The sequence below is a fragment of the Streptosporangium sp. NPDC001681 genome (genome assembly GCF_040298085.1).
GTDB lineage: Bacteria > Actinomycetota > Actinomycetes > Streptosporangiales > Streptosporangiaceae > Streptosporangium.
Map to the genome: position 1 here is coordinate 39,352 of NZ_JBEOZN010000037.1, position 20,236 is coordinate 59,587.

Here is a 20,236-nt window from a genome sequence, read left to right on the forward strand (position 1 = left end):
CTCAGCCCACCAGTCCCCACTGGGCCAGATTCCAGAACGGGCCGCGGGCCGGGTCGATGGCCAGCGGCCCGCCGATCTTGTTGTTCCACAACAGGACGTTGGGGATCACGTCGAGCGGCAACAGGGCGGCCGAGTCGGCGAGGAGCTTGTCGGCCTGGCGCGACAGCTCGATCCGCTCGTTCTCGTCGAGCGTCGAGGCGGCCGTGCCGAGCACCTTGTCGAGGCCGGGCAGGTCGATGCGCGACAGGTTGAGGCCGGAGAAGTCGTTGTCCTCGGTGGGGATCGCGCCCGAGGAGAAGGAGCCGTCGAGTGCGGGTTGCGGGAAGGTGTCGACGAGGGTCCACAGGCCCATCTGGAAGTCGCCCTTGGGCAGCTTGGCCGCGAACAGGTCGGTGGCCGAGGTGTTGTCGACGATGACCTCGAAGCCGGCGACGCGCAGCTGCTCCTGGAGGATCTGCTCGGTCAGCTCCCGCCGCTTGTTGCCGGTCATCGTGCTGACGGTGAAGCTCGCCCTGGTGCCCGCCTTCGCCCAGATGCCGTCGGCTCCCTTGGCCCAGCCGTCAGCCTGCATCAGGGAGTCGACCTTGGCCAGGTCGGGGGTGTACTGCTCGAAGTCGGTGCCGCCGTACCTGCCGACGAGCGGGGTGTGCGCGCTCTGCGCCGGCCGCGTGACGCCGAGCGCGCCGTACAGGCGGGTGACGATGGCCTTGCGGTCCAGCCCGTGTGACACGGCCTTGCGGAACGTCGCGGAGTCGAAGGGCGGCTTGGCGTTGTTGAACCAGACGGCCTCGAGGTTGCCGGACTCGGGGTCGACGAGCGAGCTCGCGTTGGGCAGCCCGCTCATGATCTGGTCGATGGAGTCGAGCTGCGGCGTGGGGTAAAGCGCGTCGAGCTGGCCGGTCTTGAACGCCTGGAACGCCGCCGCGGTGTCGGCCGTGAACTGGAAGGTGACCTTGTCCAGTTTGGGCTTGTCCCCCCAATAGCTCGGGTTCGGCACCAGGACGACCGAGACCCCCTTCGTCCAGGATTCGATCTTCCAGGGGCCGCCGCTCCAGGGGTAGCCGTCCTTCATCAGTGCGCTGCGGTCCTTGCCGTCGAGCAGGTGGCTGGGCAGCACGCCGCCGCCGTCGCTGAACAGGCCCTTCCAGTTGGCGTACGGCGCGTCGAAGGTGACGACGGCGGTCTTCTCGTCGGGCATGTCGATCTTGGTGATGTGGCTGTACCCGGTCCTGTTCAGCACGTCCTTGCCGTCGCGGATGGCCAGGGCCGTGTAGCGGAAGTCGGCCGAGGTGATCGGCTTGCCGTCCGACCAGACCGCGGCGGGGTTGATCCGGTAGGTGACCTTCTGCGGCGGGCCCGCGGCGACCTCGGGCTCCGACGCCATCAGGTCGGTGGCCACCGGCGCCCATGTGCCGCCGACCTTCTTGGGCTCGAACACGCGGGGAATGGTCGGGACGTCCATGATGTACGTGCCCCAGATCGAGGCGGCGCAGCTGGCGATCCAGTCGGTGCAGTCGGGCTCCTGCTCCGCGCCGATCACGATGCTCCCGCCCTGGCGCACCGGAGCGGCCGTGCTCGGGGCCGCACTCGACGTCCGGCCGGCACCCCCGCTCGTGCACGCGGCCGCGAGGAGTGCGAGGGCAGTGAGCCCGATGACCCCGAGTCTGATCCGTGTGCTCATGCTCTGGCCTTTCTGAAGGTGATGAGGGGAGGGTAGGCGCAAGCCAGAGCACAGGCAAGGGTCTTAGACATGTTTCTAGTCAGGCTCATTGACTATGCTGTGGTCCGGCAAGCCGATCAGCGGGTGCGAAAATGCCAGCACCAGCGGTGGCACAGTGGTCGACTACGGGAGGCTTTTGGTGGCAACTGCACGCCAGCCCAAGGAGAAGCGGGCAAAAGGCGAGAGCCGGCCGCGCCGTGCTCGCGACAGCCTCAACAGGGAGACGATCCTCGCGGCGGCAGAGAAGATCGCCCTGCGCGACGGCCTCGACGCGCTGACGTTCCAGGAGATCGGCGACGAGCTCCAGGCGCACCCGACTTCGATCTATCGCCACTTCAAGGACAAGGACGAGCTGCTGCTCGAGCTGGTGGACGGGCTCAGGGCCCGCTCGTACGGCGGCAGCGTCACGCCGACCGACGACTGGCGCGCCGACCTGCGCACCATCTCCCAGCGAGTGCGCGAGCACTACCTGCGCTACGCGCCGTTCGCGCAGCAGATGGTCATGCGCACCACGCGCCGACCCGTGGAGTTCTCCAACGTCGAGTTCACCCTCGACGCCGTCAGGCGGGCCGGAGTCGACGACGACGAGGTGGCGGCCGTGCAGCGCGCGCTCGGTAACTTCGTGCGCGCCGTGGCGAGCCTGGAGGCGGCCTTCCACACGCTCGACCCCGACGTGCGGCGCAGGGACGAGCTCGCGTGGCAGGTCGAGTACCGCCAGCTCGACCCCGAGAAGTACCCGACGATCGCCCACTTCGCCGACCATCTGCCCAACCTCGGCAGCCCCATCGCCTTCGACCTCGGCATGGAGATGATGCTCGACGCGATCGAGGTGCGCGCGGCGCGTTCACGGGCGCGCCAGGGCGTCGACCAGACCGGCGACGAGCCGGGCCCGCTCGGCGAGTGAGGCCAGCTCGACCCACTCGTGCTCGGCGTGAGCGCCGTCGCCCAGCGGGCCGAGCCCGTCGAGCGTGGGGACGCCGAGCGCGCCGGTGAAGTTGGCGTCCGAGGCACCCCCGACCGCCACCTCGTCGAGGTCGGGCAGCCCGAGTTCGGCGGCCAGCTTGCGGGCCGTGGCGTAGAGCCCACGCGAACTCGCCGGCTCCAGCGGCGGGCGGTTGATCGTGCCGTCCACCCTGACCGTCGCGCCGGCGATGCTGGGGGCCAGCGCGTGCATCCGCTCGTCGACCCGCTCCAGCTCGGCCAGTTCCCAGGCGCGCACGTCCACCCGCAGATGGGCGTGCGCGGGCACGGTGTTCGTGGTGGTGCCCGCGCGGGCGACCGTGGGCGTGACGGTGGTCCCCCGTCCGGGGTCGGCCAGCCGCGACAAGGCCCCGACCTGCTCCGCGAGTTCGAGCAGCGCGTTCACCCCGCGCTCCGGCTCGAGCCCGGCGTGCGCCGCCCGGCCGGTGATGTCGACGCTGTAGAACGAGCCGCCCTTGCGCGCGGTCTTGACCGCGCCCTCCTGGCTGGGCTCCAGCACCAGGACGGCGTCCGCGCCGGCCGCCACCTCCTCGATCAGCGCCCGCGAGGTCGGCGAGCCGACCTCCTCGTCCCCGGTGACCAGCACGCTCACACCCGCCGGATCACGGCACTCGGCCAGCGCGGCGAACGCCGCGACCAGCCCCGCCTTCATGTCGAAGACGCCGGGACCGAACGCGCGGCCGTCCTCGACGCGGAACGGGCGGTGGGCGGTCGTCCCCAGCGGCCACACCGTGTCGACGTGACCCAGCAGCAGCACGCCGCCCTCGCCGGGCGACCGCCAGAGCAGGTGCGGCGTGCCGCCGTCGCCGACGACCTCCGCCCGCCTGCCGAGGACCGGCTCCCCCCAGGCCCGCATCAGGGCGTGACACTGCTCGAGACCCTCGGTGTGTCCCGAGGGCGACTCAACGGAGACCAGGGCGGCGAGGCGCTCGCGCAACAGGGCGTGATCCATGGCCAGCAATGTAGTCAGGCTCATTGACTATAGCAAGGGCTATCCACCTGACATGTGGCCGGGATCCACCCCGTGCCGGGGCCGCACGCCTTCTCGCTCGCACAGCGCCACGGTGTAGCGCTCAGTCCGGCCGGCCGGGTTCGCCTGGCGTACCCGCCGGCGGCCTCCAAAGGAGCGTGGGCGCGTCCCCGCGGGGTTCGGTCATGAGGGGTTCGAGGTGGGGAGGAGGGCGGTACAGATTTCCCGCAGGTGGTGGAGTTGGTCAGGGGTCAGGCGGTCGAAGAGGGTCTGGCGTACGGCCTCGACGTGGCCGGGAGCGGCGGCGGTGAGGACCGCGAGTCCCGCGTCGGTGAGGATCGCCCAGCTCACCCGCTTGTCGGCGGCGCACGGCTCGCGCCGCGCCCAGCCGCGCTCCTCCAGTCGCTTCATCGCGTGCGACAGGCGGCTCTGCGAGGAGTTGAGCTCCGTCGCCAGCTCGCTCATCCGCATCATCCGGCCGGGTGCCTCGGAGAGTTTCACCAGCATGGCGTAGTAGGCGTGCGGCATGCCGGAGTCGCGCTGCAGCTGCCGGTCCAGCTCCTCCTGAACGAGCTGCGAGGCGGCCATGAACGCACGCCAGGTGCGCTGCTCGTCGTCGTCCAGCCATCGCGTCACGGCGCAAGCTTACTTGAACTCTCAACAAAGCGGGAGTAATCTACTTGAGAGTTCAAGTTTTTGGGAGGAACCATGCCGGTCCAGCGGCTCAACCACGCCGTTCTCTTCGTGCGCGACGTCGAGCGCAGCGTCGCCTTCTACCAGGAGGCGCTCGGCTTCAAGGTGGTCATGGGCATGCCGGGCGCCGCCTTCCTGCAGGCCTCGGGGTCCAGCAACGACCACGACCTCGGCCTCTTCGAGCTCGGCGCGCAGGCGGGCCCCTCGGGAGCCGGGCGCTCGACCGTCGGCCTCTACCACCTGGCCTGGGAGGTCGACACACTGCGGGAACTGGAGCGGATCGCCGTCAAGCTCAGCGAGCTCAACGCCCTCGTCGGCGCCTCCGACCACTCCACCACCAAGGCCCTGTACGCCAAGGACCCCGATGGGCTGGAGTTCGAGGTCTCCTGGCTGGTCCCCGCCGACCTTCTCACCTCGGAGACGCTGAGCGGGCGCAGCAGTATCAAGCCTCTCGACATCGCCAGGGAGAAGGAGCGCTACGGCGCCGACACCCGCGGCGGCCTCGGCGTCTCGATCCCCGTCTGATCATCTCGCGTGGCCGGGACATCCATCCGGGGAACGACCGACCCGCGTGGGGGGAGAGGGGGGTGATCCGGCGGAGGCCTCCCCAGCCCTCCGCCGGATCACGGACTCCCCGGACCTGCCCACCCGGTTCGGGGATACTCCCTTTTTGACGATTTTCAGCCGCCCATAATTTCCTCGCGGGGTCAGAGCCTGCCGAACCAGTCGCGTACGGCGTCGATCCCGCCGGTCCCGAGGGCGACCATCAGCGCGCACCGGGCCTTCGAGGGCGCCAGGCCGCGGGCTCCGATCGCCCCGACGTGGGCGGCGAGCCCCGCACCGAAGCGCATCTCGTCAAGCGGGACCGCGCCGGTACGGCACCTCGACGCGACGACCACCGGGATCCCCCACTCCGTCAGCTCGGCGATCGTCGTGAAAAGCCCGACCGGCACGTTGCCCAGGCCGGTCCCCTCCAGCACGACGCCCTGCGCCCCGGCGTCCACCACGGCGGTGAGCAGCACGGGGTCGATCCCCGGATAGGTCTTGATCAGCGCGACGTCCGACGCCGGGTCCCCACCGAAGGCGGGCGGCCGGCGCGGTGCGGCGGACAGCGTCTCGACCCGGCCGCCGGTCACCCGGCCCAGCGCGGGGAAAGGCGCCGACGAGAACCCCGCGACGCTGGTGGCGTCGACCTTGGTGACCCAGCGGGCCGCGTGGATCTCGTCGTTCACGCACACGACGGCCCCGGCGCCCCGCAGCGCGTCGTCGGCCGCGGCCGCGAGCGAGGAGGCGAGGTTGCGCGGGCCGTCGGGGGAGAGTTCGTCCAGGGAGCGGACGGCGCCGGTCAGCACGATGGCGCCGCGCTCGGCCGCCCGGCCCGCGAGCAGATCCACCAGGTACGCGGTCTCCTCCAGCGCGTCGGTGCCGTGAGTGATCACGACACCGTCGAACCCACGCTCCAGGATGGCCGAGCGCGCCCGGCGGGCCAGCTCCAGCATGGTCGAGGGGGACATGTCCCAGCTGGGCTCCGCCATCACGTCCTCGGCCACCACGTCCGCCGCGATCGCGCCGGGCGGGAGGGCCTTCAGGAGCTCGGCCCCGGAGGCGACGCCCGGACGACCAGGGGCGTAGGAGTGGGCGATGACGTCACCGGTCGCCAGCAGCAGCACACGCTTCAAGGACGGAATCCCTTCGACGAGCCATGTTCGGTCGCCTCTATTTATAACCCATAGATACCCCTATTGGGGTTATGTTCAAGTGGCGCGGTGTCACCTGCCTCCGGGGCGACCGGCGCACCGGACGGGGAACGCGGGCGGGCTCCCGCGATGTCAGGAGGTCCGGGCGAGAAAATCCCGGTAGTAGGTGATGAAATCAGGCTGCGAACCGTCGACGTCCGTGAAGCCGTACTCCGCCGCCAGCCCGCCCGTGCTGTACGAGCCGCCGGTCCTGGCCATGATCTCCGGGTCGGCGGCGAGCGCGGCCACCGCCCTGCCGATGTAGGCGGGCGTCTCCGAGGCGGCGAAGTGCGGATCCTTCAGCGCGCCGTCCCGCCAGTTCTCCTCGGTGACGCCGAAGTGGTCCAGCATGGCCTCGGAGCGCAGGAAGCCGGGGGTCAGCGCGACCGCCGCCACACCGTGCGGCTTCAGCTCGGCGGCCTGGTTGCGGGCGAGCCGGATGACCGTGTGCTTGGCCAGGTCGTAGAAGAACGAACCGCGATAACCGCCCAGCACCTCGTCGACATCACGCTCGGTGCCGTCGGTGATCTCGACGACCAGGCCACTCCGCCGGGCGATCATCAGCGGCAGCGCGAAACGGCTGGTGATGATGTGGGTGTCCACGGCCCGGTGCAGCATGCGCAGCCCGTTGTCCAGGTCGTGCTCCCAAAGCGGCCTGTCCCACTCGGCGAGCGGATCGCCGCCCCACACGTCGTTGACGAGCAGGTCGAGCCTGCCCTGCTCGCTTCCGATCCGGTCGACGAGCGCGCGTACCTGCTCGGGGTCGGAATGGTCGCAGCGGACGGCGATGCCGGTCCCGCCGCGCGCCGAGACCAGTTCGGCGGTGTCCTCGATCGTCTCCGGCCGGTCCAGGTCGGAGCGCCCCTGTCTGGTGCTGCGTCCGGTGACGTACACGGTCATGCCCGCCGCGCCGAGTTCGGCGGCGATGCCGCGTCCGGCGCCACGGGTCCCGCCCGCGACGAGCGCGACGGCTCCGCCCGCCCGCACGGCATCTCCCTGGTGGTCCTGCACGGGATCTCCTTCTCTGTCCGGTCTCGGGTGCGGAGGCCACAGCTCGGGCGAGTGCCCCAGGACGGCGCGTGAGATCCCGCCGAGCCCCCACCCCATTAGTGAATGACTGTTCGTTAACCGTACCCGGTCCGGCTAGGTTTATAAACGAACAGCCGTTTATAAATGAGAGAGTAGGATCATGCACGAGAGCACAGCGGGTTCGGTGCCGTCCCGGGGCCTGCCGGACAACCGCCCGCGATACACGATCATCGGGAAGAGCCCTGTCGAGCACGGGCAGGCGGCTCCCCTCTCCAGGGACCGGGACCGTGACTGACCCCGGCCCCGTCCAGCGGCCCGGACTACTGCTCACCGTGCTGTGCACCGCGCAGATCATGCTCGTGCTGGACCTGGTGGTGGTGACGGTCGCCCTGCCGTCGATGGGCGCCGACCTGGGCATCTCTCCGGCGGACCTGCAGTGGGTCGTCACCGCCTACGGCCTGGCGTACGGCGGATTCATGATCGCCGCAGGGCGAGCCGGCGACCTGTTCGGACACCGGCGCGTGCTCGTCGCGGGACTGGCGGTCTTCACCGCGGCGTCGGCCCTGGCCGGGCTGGCGAACGGCCCGGCGACCATGTTCGCCGCGCGAGCCCTGCAGGGAGTGGGCGGCGCCCTGGTGTCACCCACGGCACTGGCACTGGTCACCACGGCGTTCGCCGAGGGCGACGCGCGCAACCGGGCGCTCGGCGTCTGGGGTGCGGTGGCCTCCGCGGGGGCGACCGGCGCCGCCCTGGTCGGCGGCCTGCTGACCGACCTGGTGCACTGGCGGGCGATCTTCATGATCAACCTCCCCGCCGGCGTCGCTGTGATCGTGATGGTGCTGCGACTGGTTCGCGATCATCGCCCCGGTGGGGAGCGCCGCCTCGACCTGGCCGGAGCCGTCCTCCTGACCGGCGGCATGGTCCTGCTGGTCGCGGCGGTGACCCGCGCGTCCCAGGGCGGGGCGGCGACCACCTGGTCGATGGCGGTGGCCTCGGCCGTCGCTCTCGGGGCATTCGTGGTCGTCGAGCGCCGGGTGGCCGTGCCGCTGGTGAAACCGGCGATGTTCGCCAACCCCCACGTGAGGTACGGGAACCTGATCTGCGTCCTGTCCGCCTCCATCGTGTTGGTGACGCAGTACTTCACCACGCTCTCCCTGCAGAACGTGGCCGGGCTGTCCCCCTTGCAGACCGGGCTGGCCTTCGCCCCCGTCACCGCGGTCATCGTCGCGGTCTCTGGAAAGGCGGGAGCCCTGATCGCCCGGTTCGGGCTGCGGCGGATGCTCGCGGGCGGTGCCGCGGCCGCCGCGCTGGGGCTGCTCGTGCTCGGTCTGTCCCCGGCGGACGCCCTGTGGGCCGGGGTCCTGCCCGGCCTGCTGCTCAGCGGGCTGGGCGCCGGGTTGATGTTCGCCCCCTCGATGATCGTGTCGACCACCGGGGTGCCTGAGGGCGACCAGGGGCTGGCGTCCGGGCTGCTGAACACCTCCTTCCAGCTCGGCGCGCCACTGGGCCTGGCGGTGATGAGCGCGGTGGCCGCCACTGTCACCGGTGGGGAGACCGGCGCGCAGGCGCTCGGCGACGGCTACCGGTCAGCCTTCCTGTGGGCTCTGGCACTGCCCGCGCTGATCGTCGTCGCCGTCGCCGCCCTGCCTCACGACCGGTCCGCCCAGCCGGAGTCCTCCTCGGCCTGACCGGGACCCCGGGCTGCCCACCAGCCGCTCCGGCACGACTCCACGGGTGTGGGAACCCGCCCCCGGGCTCCCACACCCGTGAGGCCCCGGGGGCGCCGGGGATCTCGACGCCGTTTCCGCTCCAGACCCGGGCTCCGGCTCACGCCGGAAGGCGCCCCGGCGGTACAGGGGTGGGGTAAACCCCACCTTTTTCCGGGATACCTCGCCCATGTGCCCGAGCCGCCGCAGTCCCTACGGTGGTCCCATGAGCGGCATCGAGGCGACCACCCCCTGGTCGAGGATCAGCGCCCACTGGTCGGCACAGACCTGGCTCCGCACCGCGCACCTGGTGACGGGCCTGCCGATCGCTCTGCTGGGCGCGGCGGTGATCGTGGGCCTGACCGTGGCGTCGGTGCTGTTCGTGTGGACCGTGGTGGTCCCGGTGGTCGCGCTGTTGCTGTTCTTCTGGGTCGTCCGGCTGCTCACCCGGGTGCAGCGGTCCCGGTTCGCCGCCTTCCTCGATGTCGACATCCCCCCGGTCCCGCACCGCCCGCTGAGCAGGAACCCCTTCGGGCGGCTGCTCCAGGAGGCCAGGACGCGGAGCACCTGGCGCCGGCTCTCCTACCACCTGCTGGCCCCGCTGATCAGCGGCGTCGGCGCCGCCTCGGTCGTCGGGGCATGGGCCGGCGGCCTGGTCACCGCCGCGCTCGCGATGCGGAGCTGGGCGATGGGGGAGACCTGGCAGAGCACGGTGTTCATCCTCGTCTCGGGGACACTGCTCGTCTCCGGGCCGTGGGTGGCCCGCGGATTCGCCGTGCTGGACGTGATCGCCGCCGAGGCCCTGCTCGGCCCCAGCCTCAGCGACCAGCTGGTGCTGCGGGTCGAGACGCTGCGGGAGAGCCGGGCCGGGGTGGTCGACGCCGCTGACGCCGAGCGCCGCCGCATCGAGCGGGACCTGCACGACGGCACCCAGCAGCGGCTGGTGTCGCTGGCGATGAACCTGGGCATGGCCCGCGCGACCCTCACCGACCTGCCGGAGCCCGCCCGCGAGGTGATCGTGCAGGCGCACGAGGAGGCCAAACAGGCGCTGAAGGAACTGCGCGACTTCGTCCGGGGGTTGCACCCGGCCGTGCTCAACGACCAGGGCCTGGACGCGGCGCTGTCCGGCCTCGCCGCGCGGGCCCCGTTTTCCGTGCGGCTGAACGTCGACATCTCCGAGCGGGTCTCTCCCACGGTCGAGGCGGTGGCGTTCTTCGTCGTCTCCGAGGCGCTGACCAACATCACCAAGCACGCGCGGGCGTCCGGCGCCGAGGTCACGGTGGAGCGCCGCGGCGACCGGCTGCACCTGGCCGTCCACGACGACGGCCAGGGCGGCGCGGACCCCGACCTGGGAACGGGGCTGCGCGGCCTGGCCCGCCGGGTCGGCTCCGTGGACGGCATCCTGTACGTCGACAGCCCGCCGGGCGGGCCGACGACGATCAGAGTGGAGCTACCGTGCGCGTAGTGCTCGCCGAGGACTCCGTACTGCTGCGAGAGGGGCTCATCCGCCTGCTCGGCTCGGTGGGCATCGAGGTCGTGGCCGCCGTCTCCGACGCCGAGGGGCTGCTGCGCGCCGTGGACGAACACGTTCCCGACCTCGTCGTCACCGATGTGCGGATGCCGCCCTCGCACACCGACGAGGGCCTGCGCGCGGCGCTCGTGCTCCGCCGCCAGCGGCCGACGCTCGCGATCCTCGTGCTCTCCCAGTACGTCGAGGAGCGCTACGCCACCCAGTTGCTGTCCACCGCGACCAGCGGGATCGGTTACCTGCTCAAGGATCGGGTGGCCGACGTCGAGGAGTTCCTCGACGCGCTGCGCCGGGTCGCCGCCGGAGGCACCGCGCTGGACCCCGAGGTGGTCGCCCAGCTCCTGCTGCGCAGGCACAGCGACCCGTTGGACCGGCTGACCCGCAGGGAGTACGAGGTGCTCTCGCTGATCGCGGAGGGCCGGTCCAACACCGGGATCGCCGAGGCCCTGGTGGTCTCGGAGAGCGCGGTCGGAAAGCACATCAACAACATCTTCACCAAGCTCGACCTCTCCGGCGCCGACAAGGACCACCGCCGGGTACTCGCCGTCCTGCGATTCCTGAAGGTTTGAGAACATGCCGATACGGAGCAACGCCAGAAAAGCCTGGATCGTCGTGGGCGGTACGCTCACCGCGCTCACCGTGGCCTTCACCTCCATCGCGGCGTGGAGCGAGGTCACCCAGGCCCGCCGGGTCTCCGAGACCACGCTGCGGTCCCACGCGCTCACCTCGCCGGGGATCGTCGTGGAGACCACCGGTTACGTCAACGTCTCGGTCGTCGGCGGCGCGGAGCGGCGGCTGGACCTGGAGCGGACGCTCCAGTGGACCCTGGACCGGCCCGTGGTCACCGAGGACTGGGACGGGCGGACGCTCACGATCGGCGTCCGCTGCCCCGGCGGCGACCGTCCAGACGGCCCGAACTGCCGGGCCGACTACACCCTGAGCCTGCCCGGGACCACCGACGTCGAGGTGCAGAGCCGCTTCGGGACCGTGTCGGTCAACGGCGTCTGGGGCGACCTGCGCCTCTCGACCGCCGCGGGCGACGTGGTCGTGGACGGCACGCGGGGCGCGCTGCGGGCACGGACGGAGGTGGGGAACGTGCACGGCACCGGTCTGAGGTCCGCCGGAGCCGACGTCGAGACCGGCGTCGGAGACGTCGAACTGGGATTCGCGAGCCCACCCGGCGATGTCAGGGCCGTGGTGCGGACGGCCGGGAACGTGGAGGTCAGGGTGCCGGACGAGGACGGTTACGACGTGCGGGCCGGCGACGGGAACGCGACCGTCCAGGTACGGCGCGACTCCGCCGCCCCGCGGCGGATCACCACCCTGACCGCGGCGGGCGAGATGCGTATCCTCCCCTCGTGACCCGCGCCCCTCACCGGCGGGGTATTGCGCACACAGGTTTGACCGGGTCAAGACCAGTACGTGGCCCTCCCCGCCCTCGTGCGGGACTTGAATGGGAATCATGCTTCCCTCCGACGACCCGCGGGGCCAGGCGGTCATCGACATCGCGGCGCGGCTCTTCGCCGCGTTCGGCCACGACGGCACGTCGCTGCACGATATCGCGGAGGCCTCGGGGGAGGACATGACGTGGCTGCAGCAGCGGTTCGGCGACAAACGTGAGCTCTACCTGACCGTCGTCGACCACGGCAGCCGGATGGAGCGCGGCATCGTGACAGATGTGCTCAGCGCCCTCCCGGCCGCCGACCCCGAGGAGGCCCGCGCCGTCGTGTACCGGCTCGCGACGCGCTTTCTGGAGTTCTTCCTCGCCAACCCGCAGGTCCCCTCGCTGTGGGCACACCGCTGGCTCGGCGACGCCGCCGACATCCCCGAACTTGAGGCGACCTACAAGGACCCCGTCATCCACCTCGTCTGCGACGCGTTGCGCCCCGCCGTGGAGGCCGGTCTGATCGACGACCGGGTGAACCTGGAACAGACGGTGCAGACGCTGATCTGGAGCGTGTACGGGTTCATGCACGGTGAGATCAACACCGATGGGCACGGCTCCGCCTCCACCGACCCACAGGCGCGGCAGGCCTTCCTCGCCCATATCCAGCAGTTGGTCGACCGCATGCTGACCCCGCGCGGCGCCTGAGGGCGTGCGCCGGGAGGGCTCCCGCGGTCCCGGAGCGGCCTCGTTGCCGGCGGTATCGGTTACCGTGTCACCGATCACGAACACGGGGTCGGGGGAGGCACACCAGTTCGGAATGGCGGTCCTCTCGACGCCGGACCTCGGCCGTGCCCAGAATGTCGGTGAGGTGTTTCCACCGGCCAGGACGTTCCGTGCGTCCTGACAATCGCGAGAACCAACGGGGAGTTGTCGAAGGATGACCGCAACGACCATCTCGGCTCGGGGCGAGACCCTGGCCTTTCCCGACGGCTTCGTCTGGGGAGCGGCCACCGCCGCGTACCAGATCGAGGGCGCCGCGCGAGACGACGGGCGCGGTCCGTCGATCTGGGACACCTTCTCCCACACGCCCGGCAGGACCGCCGCCGGCCACACCGGCGACGTGGCCTGCGACCACTACCACCGCCATGCCGGCGACGTCCGGATGATGGCGGAGCTGGGGCTCGGGGCGTACCGGTTCTCGGTGGCCTGGCCCCGGATCCAGCCGTCGGGCTCCGGACCCGTCAACGCCGCCGGGCTCGACTTCTACGACCGGCTGGTGGACGAGTTGCTGGCGGCCGACATCACGCCGTACGTGACGCTCTACCACTGGGATCTCCCCCAGGCGCTGGAGGACCTCGGCGGGTGGACCGACCGTGACACGGCCTACCGCTTCGCCGACTACACGCGGATCGTGCACGACCGGCTCGGCGACCGCGTCGGGACGTGGATGACGGTCAACGAGCCATGGGTGGCCGCGGTGCTGGGGTACGGCATCGGCGCGCACGCGCCGGGCCGCGCGTCGGCGGCGGAGGCCTTCCGCGCCTCCCACCACCTGCTGCTCGCCCACGGGCTGGGGGCCCGGGTGCTGCGCGAGGCGGGCGCCCGCGAGATCGCCCTCACCCTGAACCTCGCACCGGTGATCACCCCCGGCCAGGTGAGCGATCCCGACCTCGTGCCGTCCGCCGAGGACGCCGAGGCGGTGAACCGGGTCGACTGCCTCATCAACCGGCAGTTCCTCGACCCCGCCCTGCGCGGGAGCTACCCGGAGCCGGTGCTCGCGATCATGGACCGGATGGGCGGGCTCGGCCACATCCACGACGGCGACCTCGAAGCGATCAACCAGCCCGTCGACCTGCTCGGGATCAACTACTACACGCCCTGCGTGGTGCGGTCGGAGCCCGGCGAACCCTCCAACGCCGCCTACCCCGGGACCGAGGACATCCTGTTCAGCGGCGCCCACGCCCCGACGACCGCGATGGGCTGGGCGATCGTGCCAACCGGGCTCTGCCAGCTGCTCACCCGGCTCTCCCGCGACTACCCCGAGGTCGGCCTGCTGGTCACCGAGAACGGCGCCGCGTTCGACGACGTGGTGACGGGCGACCGCGTGCACGACACGGACAGGACCGCCTTCTTCGAGGGCCACCTGCGGGCCGCGCACGCCGCCATCGAGGCCGGTTCGGATCTGCGCGGCTTCCTGGTCTGGTCGCTGCTGGACAACTTCGAGTGGGCCGAGGGGTACGACAAGCGCTTCGGGATCGTGCACGTCGACTTCGAGACGCAGCGGCGGCTGCCCAAGGACAGCGCGCTCTGGTATCGCGAGGTGATCCGGCACAACGGGCTGCACCGCGAGCGTGTCAGGCGTCCCACGCTGGAGGCGGTCGCCGCCCGCGCCGGCGTGTCGAGGTCGACTGTCTCCCGGGTGATCAACGGTGAGGGCACGGTCAGCGACGAGTTCCGCGCCATCGTCCTGGACGCGGTCAACGAGCTGGGCTACGTCCCCAACTCGGCGGCCCGCTCCCTGGTGACCAGGCGCACCGACTCGATCGCGCTGGTCGTCTCCGGCTCCCCGGCCGGGGCGTACGCCGACGACCCGCTGTTCTCCGCGACCGTCCGCTCGGCCACCCGGGAGCTGGAGGACGCGGGCAAGCGGGTCACCCTCATGCTCGCCGACTCGGCCGAAGGCCGGCTCCGGGTCGAGCGGTACGCCGCCTCGGGACACCTGGACGGGGTGGTGCTCGACTCGACGCTGAGCTCCGACCCGCTGCCCACCGCGCTGGCCCGTACCGGCGTCCCCGTCGTGTCGCTCGGCAGGCCCGCGGTGTCGGCGCCCACCTCGTACGCCGACATCGACAACACCGGCGGCGCCGCCTCGGCGGTCAGGCACCTGCTCGCCCGGGGACGGCGGCGGATCGCCGCGATCGCCGGTCCCCCGGACACGATCGCCGCGCAGGACCGGCTCAGGGGGTACCGCGAGGCACTGCGCGACACCGGGCACCGGTCGATCATCGCCGTCGGCGACCTCACCCTCGCCTCGGGCGCGGACGCGATGCGCCAGCTGCTGCGGGACGACCCGGCGCTCGACGCGGTCTTCGTGGCCGGCGACCTGATGGCGATCGGCGCCCTGCGGGTGCTGAGCGAGTCGGGGCGACGGGTGCCCGACGACGTCGCGATCGTGGGGTTCGACGACATCGAGGCCGCCTCCTACACCGTGCCCGCGCTCACCACGGTACGCACGCCCAGAACGGACCAGGCACGGGCGGCGGTGCGCCTGCTCCTGCGCCAGATCGACGGCGGCCCCGCCTCGTCGACGATCCTGCCCACCGAGTTGGTCATCCGGGAGTCCACCTGACGCACCGGCCGCGAGCCCCGGTCAGCGCGAGGTCTGCAGGTACGCCTTGCGTTCGTCCGGGGTCAGCTCGCGGATGGTGCGGTCACCGGCGAGCCGGAGCACCTCCTCCATCGGGCCGCACACGTCGCACCGCCAGACCCGCACCGTGGAGTCGCCGTGCGCGGTGACGAGGTTACGGCTGTCGCGGGCGAACTCCACGCTCTCGACGGAGGCGCCGTAACCGTGGAAGACCACCGGCTCGCCCTCGCCCGCGGCCGCCTGGATCCTGACCGTGTTGTCGTTGCCGCTGCTGGCCACCCACTGCCCGTCCGGACTGAAGGACACGCTCCACACCAACCCCCGGTGGCCGCGGAGCACCACCGGCTCACCGCGTCCCGAGACGTCCCAGACCCGGACGGTACCGTCGCTGCCGCCACTGGCCAGCCGCCGCCCGTCGGGGCCGAAGGACACATTCCACACCATCCCCTGGTGGCCGCGGAGCACCACCGGCTCACCATGCCCCGAGACGTCCCAGAGCCGGACCGTGCCGTCCTCACCCGCGCTCGCGACCCGCCGCCCGTCCGGGCTGAAGGCGACATGCCTGACCATCCCCTGGTGGCCGCGGAGCACGAGCGGCTCACCATGTCCTGAGACGTCCCAGACCCGGACCGTGCCGTCACTGCCCCCGCTGACCAGCCGCCGCCCATCCGGGCTGAACGCGGCGTTCCACACCGTCTCGAGGTGGCCGCGGAGCGCGACCGGCTCACCGCGCCCGGAGGCGTCCCAGACCCGGACCACACCGTCCCGCGTGGCGCTCGCCACCCGCCGCCCGTCCGGGCTGAAGGACACGCCGAGCATCTCCCCGCCACCGGGACTCAGTACCACCGTGCCGCCCCTGCCGGTGACATCCCCGATGCGGACCGTCCCGTCACTGCCGGCGTCGGCCACCCGCCGCCCGTCCGGGCTGAACGCCGCGTCCCATACCTCTCCGGTGTGACCGCGCATGATGGCGGCGTCGCCCACCGCCGTCACGTCCCAGAGCCGTACGGTGCCGTCATCGCTCGCGCTGGCCAGCATCCGGCCGTCGGGGCTGAAGTCGGCGCTCCACACGGTCCCTCGGTGACCGCTCAGCAGCAGCGGGGCGATGGTGTCGCCCGCGCTCCAGACGTTGACCGTGCCGTCGTTGCCCACGCTGGCGATCCTGCGCCCGTCGTGGCTGAACGCCACCCCCTCCACGGTGCCGTCGTGCCCGCGCAGCACCATGGAGGAGCCGTCGCCCGGTATGTCCCACAGCCGCGCGGTGCCGTCGGTGCTCGCGCTCACCAGGCGCCGACCGTCCGGGCTGAACGCCACGTTCTCCACCGAGTCCTCGTGCCCGCGAAGCACGGTGGGCCGTTCCTTGCCCTCCGGATCCCAGAGCCGCACCGTACCGTCGCCGCCCCCGGTGGCCAGGCGCCGGCCGTCCGGGCTGAACGCCACCCCCAGGGCCCGCCCCTCGTGCCCGCGGAGCACGACCGAGGACGCGCCGGCCCACCCTCCGCCGCCCGCCTTCCACACCCGTACCGTGCCGTCGTCTCCGCTACTGGCCAGGCGCCGCCCGTCCGGGCCGAAGGACACGTTCCAGACCTCTCCCGTGTGCCCCGGGAGAACCGCGGGCCGGTCACCGCCGGTCAGATCCCACACCCGTACGGTGCCGTCGACGCCGGCGGTGGCCAGGTAGCGCCCGTCGGGGCTGAACACCGGGCTCCACGCCTGGCCTTCGTGCCCCCGCAACACGACCGGGTCCCCCGTCGGCAGGCCCTGCCCGGTCGTCCGCCACACCCGTACGGCCCCGTCACCGCTGCTCGCGGCCAGCAGGCGCCCGTCCGGGGAGAAGGCGACACCGCAGACCTTGCCCCCGTCGACGGGCAGGATCAGACGCACCCGGGAGTCGACGACCGCCTGTCGCAGGACCGCGGCGGCCTCGACGGTGGGGCTGGCCTCGTACGCCCGCCGGGCCAGCAGCAGGCTGAGCTGGGGATCGAGCTGGAGCTGGCCTCGGGCGTCGGCGGCGAGCTGGCGGGAGTAGGCGAGATTCTGCTCGTACCTGGCCCGATCCGCCTGGACGAGGGCCATCACCGCCAGCGCGCAGACCACCATGCCGACCGCCGTCACGCTGATCAGCACCCGGCGGGCCCGCCTGCTGCCCGCCGCGCGCTCGCGGGCCTCGCGCGCCCGCGCGGCCTCCAGGAAGGCACGCTCGGAGTCGTTGAGCCGGTCGAGCTCGCGACCGTCCCAGGCGGTCAGGCGTATCCCTCGGTAGAGCAGCTCGTCCTCACGCCCGTGCTGCTCCCACTCCGCCGCGGCCTCGGTGAGGCGCCGGTGCAGGCGTACCAGCTCCCGATCCTCGGCGAGCCAGCCCCGCAGCCTGGGCCACGAGCGGATGACCGCCTCGTGCGCCACCTGGACGCTGTCCTCGTCGACGGTGAGCAGCCTGGCCTCGGTGAGCCTGGTCAGCACGGTCGCCACCGCCGTGCCGTTCGGTCCGGACAGCAGCTCGTCGGGAGCGACGCGACGGCGGGTGTCCTCGGTGCCCTCGCCCAGCGCGGTCAGGCGCAGGAACACGTTCTTGACCAGATGGCGCTCCCGGTCGCCGGACTCGTCGTAGACCCGCTCGGCGCTCTGCGCGATCGCCCCCTGGATGCCGCCGGCGGCGCGGTACCCGGCCAGTGTCATCGCGTCGCCCCTGCGCCGCTTCCATGTCTCCAGCAGCGCGTGCGAGAGCAGCGGCAACGCCCCCGGCTCCCGGCGGCAGTCGCCGAGGATGGCCTCGACCAGCGCCCGGTCGACCTTGAGCCCGGCGCGGACCGCCGGTCCCGTGACCACCTGCCGCAGATCCTCCTCGTCCATGGGCCCGATCAGCAACTGCCGGTCGCGCAGCGCGGCCACCAGCGGCGGGTACTCCGCGCACCGGGCGTAGAAGTCCGCGCGGACCCCCAGCACCACCCGCGCCCGGTCGTCGGTACCGTCCGCCGCGGTGAGCAGCCAGTCGAGAAAGGCCACCCGCTCCCTCTCGTCGCGGCAGAGCGTGAAGACCTCCTCGAACTGGTCGACCACTATCACGGCGCGTGCCGATTTCGGCCGTCCCTCAAGCAGCTGGCCGATGTCGAGACGGGCGCTCCCGTGCTCGGCCAGCAGCCCCGCGTGGAGCACCGAGGCGCTGGCCCCCACCTCGTTCGCCATGGCGATCGCGAGCTCCTCCAGCGGATGCTCGCCCGGGGTCAGCAGCAGCGTCGGCCACGCCTTACTCCCCCACAGTGCCCCGTCCCACAGCGCCGGTAGCAGGCCCGCCCGCAGCAGCGAGGACTTGCCGCTCCCCGACGGGCCGAAGACCGCCAGCAGGGAGGTGTCCTCCAGCCGCGCGCGCAACTCACCGACCAGCTCCCGGCGCCCGAAGAACCGGTCGGCGTCACCGGGATCGAAGGTCACCAGCCCCAGATACGGGGCGTCCTCGTCATTTCTGGCCCGCTCCGCCGCGTCGGCCGAGGCGAACTCCGCGGCCAGCGTCCGCCACCGCTTCTCCCAGACCTCGGGATCGCCGCCGCACGCCTCGACGTAGGCCAGGGTGACCGCGAGCGTGGGAAAGATCTCTCCACCGGCCGCCTCCGACAGCGCGGTCACCGAGTAGTGCGCACGCCGGGACAGCTCCCGGTAACTCGGCCGCCCGGCCTCGGTCCGCAGCTGCCGCAACTCTGACGCGAACCGCTGTAGCGGACTCGCGTCGGGATCGAGAGCCCTTTCCGGTCGCCCCATTCAGCCCCCGCCGACACGCGATCGTCGCTCGTCTTCTCCCGAAGATCGATTCTGGACAAGCGAGATGCAACCATGCCTGGCCGTACCGGTCCAGTGGATGGCAAGAATCCCTCGTGGACACGACGAAATCGGCGCCCGTCGAAAACGACGTCGCCGATGGGCACCTCACCCCCGCACCGGCCCCTTGAGAAAACGGTGCGGGGGTTCTCGTGCCGCCGTTTCGGAATCGTTCTCATGCGATCCGGTGGCGAAGCGCCGGCTCCTCCGTTCCCCGGTGGAGGGCCGGCGGCCGGGCACCGCCAGAACCGACTTCGGCCTGCGGACCGATGTGGGCGGAGACGGGTCCCGGTGCTCGGGCGCGCCTCACGTCATCCAGCCGCTTTCGCGGCGCTCGTGGCGGGCGCGGTCGGGGAGGTACGCGGATGCGAGCAGGGCTACATCTCCGGCCTCGACACCGGGGAGGATGTCACATGGCGTCCCTTCGGTCAGCGAGCCGTCTCATCGACGGGCTTTACTCATCTGTTTAGCGGTTTCCGGTTTGTCCAGCACATATCTCATGCACTGGACAAACAACCCTCCCGGCCGGGGGTGGGTACTCCGCTGGTGCGACGGCGGACCCACTTCCTCCCGTCATGACGTGTGAGCAGCCCGTCGCCGATCCGGGCGAGACGCGCTCAGCTGTGCACCTTCTTCCCGTCCGCGCCGACCGCATACCAGTCGGCGCCGAAACTGTTGAGGTCCTGCCCGGTCGTCTCGCCGGCCTTGGTGTCCTTGATGAAGTAGTAGAGCGGGTAGTGGTTGTAGGTCACCTGGGTCGTGCCGTCATCCCGCTTGGTGGTGCCGAGCAGCTGCTCCTTGACGCCCTTGCCCGCCCTGGGCTTTCCATTCGTGAGGTACGGCGGCCACGCCTGCGCGCAGGGGCCGGAACACGACGACTTCCCGCCCTTGTCCTTCTCGAAGAGGTAGAGCGTGCGGCCCCCCTCGCCGACCAGTACCTTTCCGATCTTCGTATCTCCCAGCCGGACCTCGGCCCTGGTCCCCGACGGGGCCGAGGGCGGAGACGAGGTAGGTGTCCCCGGCGATGTGGGCGACGCGTTGACCTGGTTCGCGACCATCGGCTCGGTCGCGCTCCCGTCCCCGGCGCCGCACCCGGCCGCGAACACCCCGAGCGCGAGCACGCCGGCATGAAGCAACTTCCTCATCTCCGACCCTCCAGGTAGCGGTGTACTGCTGCTGCACAGCAGACACTCCGCGCCCCCGGCACAGGGCCACGACACGTACCGCTTGGCCATGCCTTTGCTCACCGCCGACATCTCGCTCAGTGGAGGCGAACCGGCCGGACAGGTCCCGGTCCCCAGCACCGCCG

General features: G+C 71.6%; 16 protein-coding genes. 9 read left to right on the forward strand and 7 right to left on the reverse strand.

What is annotated here, in order from left to right:
- Position 1: 1 nt before the first annotated feature.
- Positions 2-1,681, reverse strand: coding sequence for an ABC transporter substrate-binding protein (locus tag ABT130_RS18765; protein WP_350956891.1), 1,680 nt, complete (start codon positions 1,679-1,681; stop codon positions 2-4).
- Positions 1,682-1,859: 178 nt separating this feature from the next.
- Between ABT130_RS18765 and ABT130_RS18770 the strand changes: the two genes are divergently transcribed.
- Complete coding sequence (locus ABT130_RS18770) at positions 1,860-2,624, forward strand: TetR/AcrR family transcriptional regulator (protein WP_350923098.1); 765 nt, start codon at positions 1,860-1,862, stop codon at positions 2,622-2,624.
- On the opposite strand, the gene ABT130_RS18775 is transcribed toward ABT130_RS18770, so the two are convergent.
- Both ABT130_RS18775 and ABT130_RS18780 read right to left on the reverse strand, forming a co-directional pair.
- Complete coding sequence (locus tag ABT130_RS18775; RefSeq protein WP_350956893.1) at positions 2,565-3,653, reverse strand: M20 family metallopeptidase; 1,089 nt, start codon at positions 3,651-3,653, stop codon at positions 2,565-2,567. The two genes, ABT130_RS18770 and ABT130_RS18775, sit on opposite strands and share 60 nt — an antisense overlap.
- 201 nt (positions 3,654-3,854) lie before the next feature.
- Positions 3,855-4,307 carry a MarR family winged helix-turn-helix transcriptional regulator gene (locus tag ABT130_RS18780; RefSeq protein ID WP_350923103.1) on the reverse strand — a complete coding sequence of 151 codons (453 nt, stop codon included), beginning with the start codon at positions 4,305-4,307 and terminating at the stop codon, positions 3,855-3,857.
- Positions 4,308-4,379: 72 nt separating this feature from the next.
- Here ABT130_RS18780 and ABT130_RS18785 point away from each other — a divergent pair, with 72 nt between their 5' ends.
- The gene (locus tag ABT130_RS18785) at positions 4,380-4,889 is read left to right on the forward strand and encodes a VOC family protein (RefSeq protein ID WP_350923105.1); all 510 of its coding nucleotides are present in this window, start codon (positions 4,380-4,382) and stop codon (positions 4,887-4,889) included.
- Between the two features lie 182 nt (positions 4,890-5,071).
- On the opposite strand, the gene ABT130_RS18790 is transcribed toward ABT130_RS18785, so the two are convergent.
- A complete protein-coding gene (locus ABT130_RS18790; RefSeq protein WP_350956931.1) occupies positions 5,072-6,034 on the reverse strand; it encodes an asparaginase in 963 nt (320 codons plus the stop codon).
- A 159-nt stretch (positions 6,035-6,193) separates the two neighbouring features.
- Positions 6,194-7,111 (reverse strand): SDR family oxidoreductase, encoded by a 918-nt coding sequence (locus tag ABT130_RS18795; RefSeq protein ID WP_350923108.1) that lies wholly within the window; start codon positions 7,109-7,111, stop codon positions 6,194-6,196.
- A gap of 178 nt (positions 7,112-7,289) precedes the next feature.
- Between ABT130_RS18795 and ABT130_RS18800 the strand changes: the two genes are divergently transcribed.
- The 7 genes from ABT130_RS18800 (at position 7,290) to ABT130_RS18830 (ending at position 15,099) form a co-directional block, all read left to right on the forward strand.
- On the forward strand, positions 7,290-7,424 hold the full coding sequence (locus ABT130_RS18800) for a hypothetical protein (protein WP_350956895.1): 135 nt from the start codon (positions 7,290-7,292) through the stop codon (positions 7,422-7,424).
- A complete protein-coding gene (locus ABT130_RS18805) occupies positions 7,417-8,817 on the forward strand; it encodes an MFS transporter (RefSeq protein ID WP_350956897.1) in 1,401 nt (466 codons plus the stop codon). Before ABT130_RS18800 ends, ABT130_RS18805 begins: the two co-directional genes overlap by 8 nt.
- Positions 8,818-9,061: 244 nt before the next feature.
- Entirely contained in the window at positions 9,062-10,300 is a 1,239-nt protein-coding gene (locus ABT130_RS18810; protein ID WP_350923115.1) for a sensor histidine kinase, read from the forward strand.
- Complete coding sequence (locus tag ABT130_RS18815; protein ID WP_350956899.1) at positions 10,291-10,932, forward strand: response regulator transcription factor; 642 nt, start codon at positions 10,291-10,293, stop codon at positions 10,930-10,932. The genes ABT130_RS18810 and ABT130_RS18815 overlap by 10 nt, the downstream gene beginning before the upstream one ends.
- 4 nt (positions 10,933-10,936) lie before the next feature.
- A complete protein-coding gene (locus ABT130_RS18820; protein WP_350956901.1) occupies positions 10,937-11,725 on the forward strand; it encodes a DUF4097 family beta strand repeat-containing protein in 789 nt (262 codons plus the stop codon).
- Between the two features lie 100 nt (positions 11,726-11,825).
- Positions 11,826-12,455, forward strand: a complete 630-nt coding sequence (locus ABT130_RS18825; protein ID WP_350956903.1) for a TetR/AcrR family transcriptional regulator — start codon at positions 11,826-11,828, stop codon at positions 12,453-12,455.
- A gap of 232 nt (positions 12,456-12,687) precedes the next feature.
- Positions 12,688-15,099, forward strand: coding sequence for a GH1 family beta-glucosidase (locus ABT130_RS18830; protein ID WP_350923124.1), 2,412 nt, complete (start codon positions 12,688-12,690; stop codon positions 15,097-15,099).
- 21 nt (positions 15,100-15,120) lie between these two features.
- On the opposite strand, the gene ABT130_RS18835 is transcribed toward ABT130_RS18830, so the two are convergent.
- Positions 15,121-18,870, reverse strand: a complete 3,750-nt coding sequence (locus ABT130_RS18835) for an nSTAND1 domain-containing NTPase (RefSeq protein ID WP_350956905.1) — start codon at positions 18,868-18,870, stop codon at positions 15,121-15,123.
- Positions 18,871-19,544: 674 nt separating this feature from the next.
- Positions 19,545-20,072, reverse strand: a complete 528-nt coding sequence (locus tag ABT130_RS18840; protein ID WP_350956907.1) for a COG4315 family predicted lipoprotein — start codon at positions 20,070-20,072, stop codon at positions 19,545-19,547.
- Positions 20,073-20,236: the final 164 nt, after the last annotated feature.

Bases quoted from the DNA above. Each gene is read 5' to 3' on its own strand.
- ABT130_RS18765 (WP_350956891.1), bottom strand. From the start codon at position 1,681: ATGAGCACACGGATCAGACTCGGGGTCATCGGGCTCACTGCCCTCGCA.
- ABT130_RS18775 (WP_350956893.1), bottom strand. From the start codon at position 3,653: ATGGATCACGCCCTGTTGCGCGAGCGCCTCGCCGCCCTGGTCTCCGTT.
- ABT130_RS18785 (WP_350923105.1), top strand. From the start codon at position 4,380: ATGCCGGTCCAGCGGCTCAACCACGCCGTTCTCTTCGTGCGCGACGTC.
- ABT130_RS18800 (WP_350956895.1), top strand. From the start codon at position 7,290: ATGCACGAGAGCACAGCGGGTTCGGTGCCGTCCCGGGGCCTGCCGGAC.
- ABT130_RS18810 (WP_350923115.1), top strand. From the start codon at position 9,062: ATGAGCGGCATCGAGGCGACCACCCCCTGGTCGAGGATCAGCGCCCAC.
- ABT130_RS18820 (WP_350956901.1), top strand. From the start codon at position 10,937: ATGCCGATACGGAGCAACGCCAGAAAAGCCTGGATCGTCGTGGGCGGT.
- ABT130_RS18825 (WP_350956903.1), top strand. From the start codon at position 11,826: ATGCTTCCCTCCGACGACCCGCGGGGCCAGGCGGTCATCGACATCGCG.
- ABT130_RS18830 (WP_350923124.1), top strand. From the start codon at position 12,688: ATGACCGCAACGACCATCTCGGCTCGGGGCGAGACCCTGGCCTTTCCC.
- ABT130_RS18835 (WP_350956905.1), bottom strand. From the start codon at position 18,870: ATGGGGCGACCGGAAAGGGCTCTCGATCCCGACGCGAGTCCGCTACAG.
- ABT130_RS18840 (WP_350956907.1), bottom strand. From the start codon at position 20,072: ATGAGGAAGTTGCTTCATGCCGGCGTGCTCGCGCTCGGGGTGTTCGCG.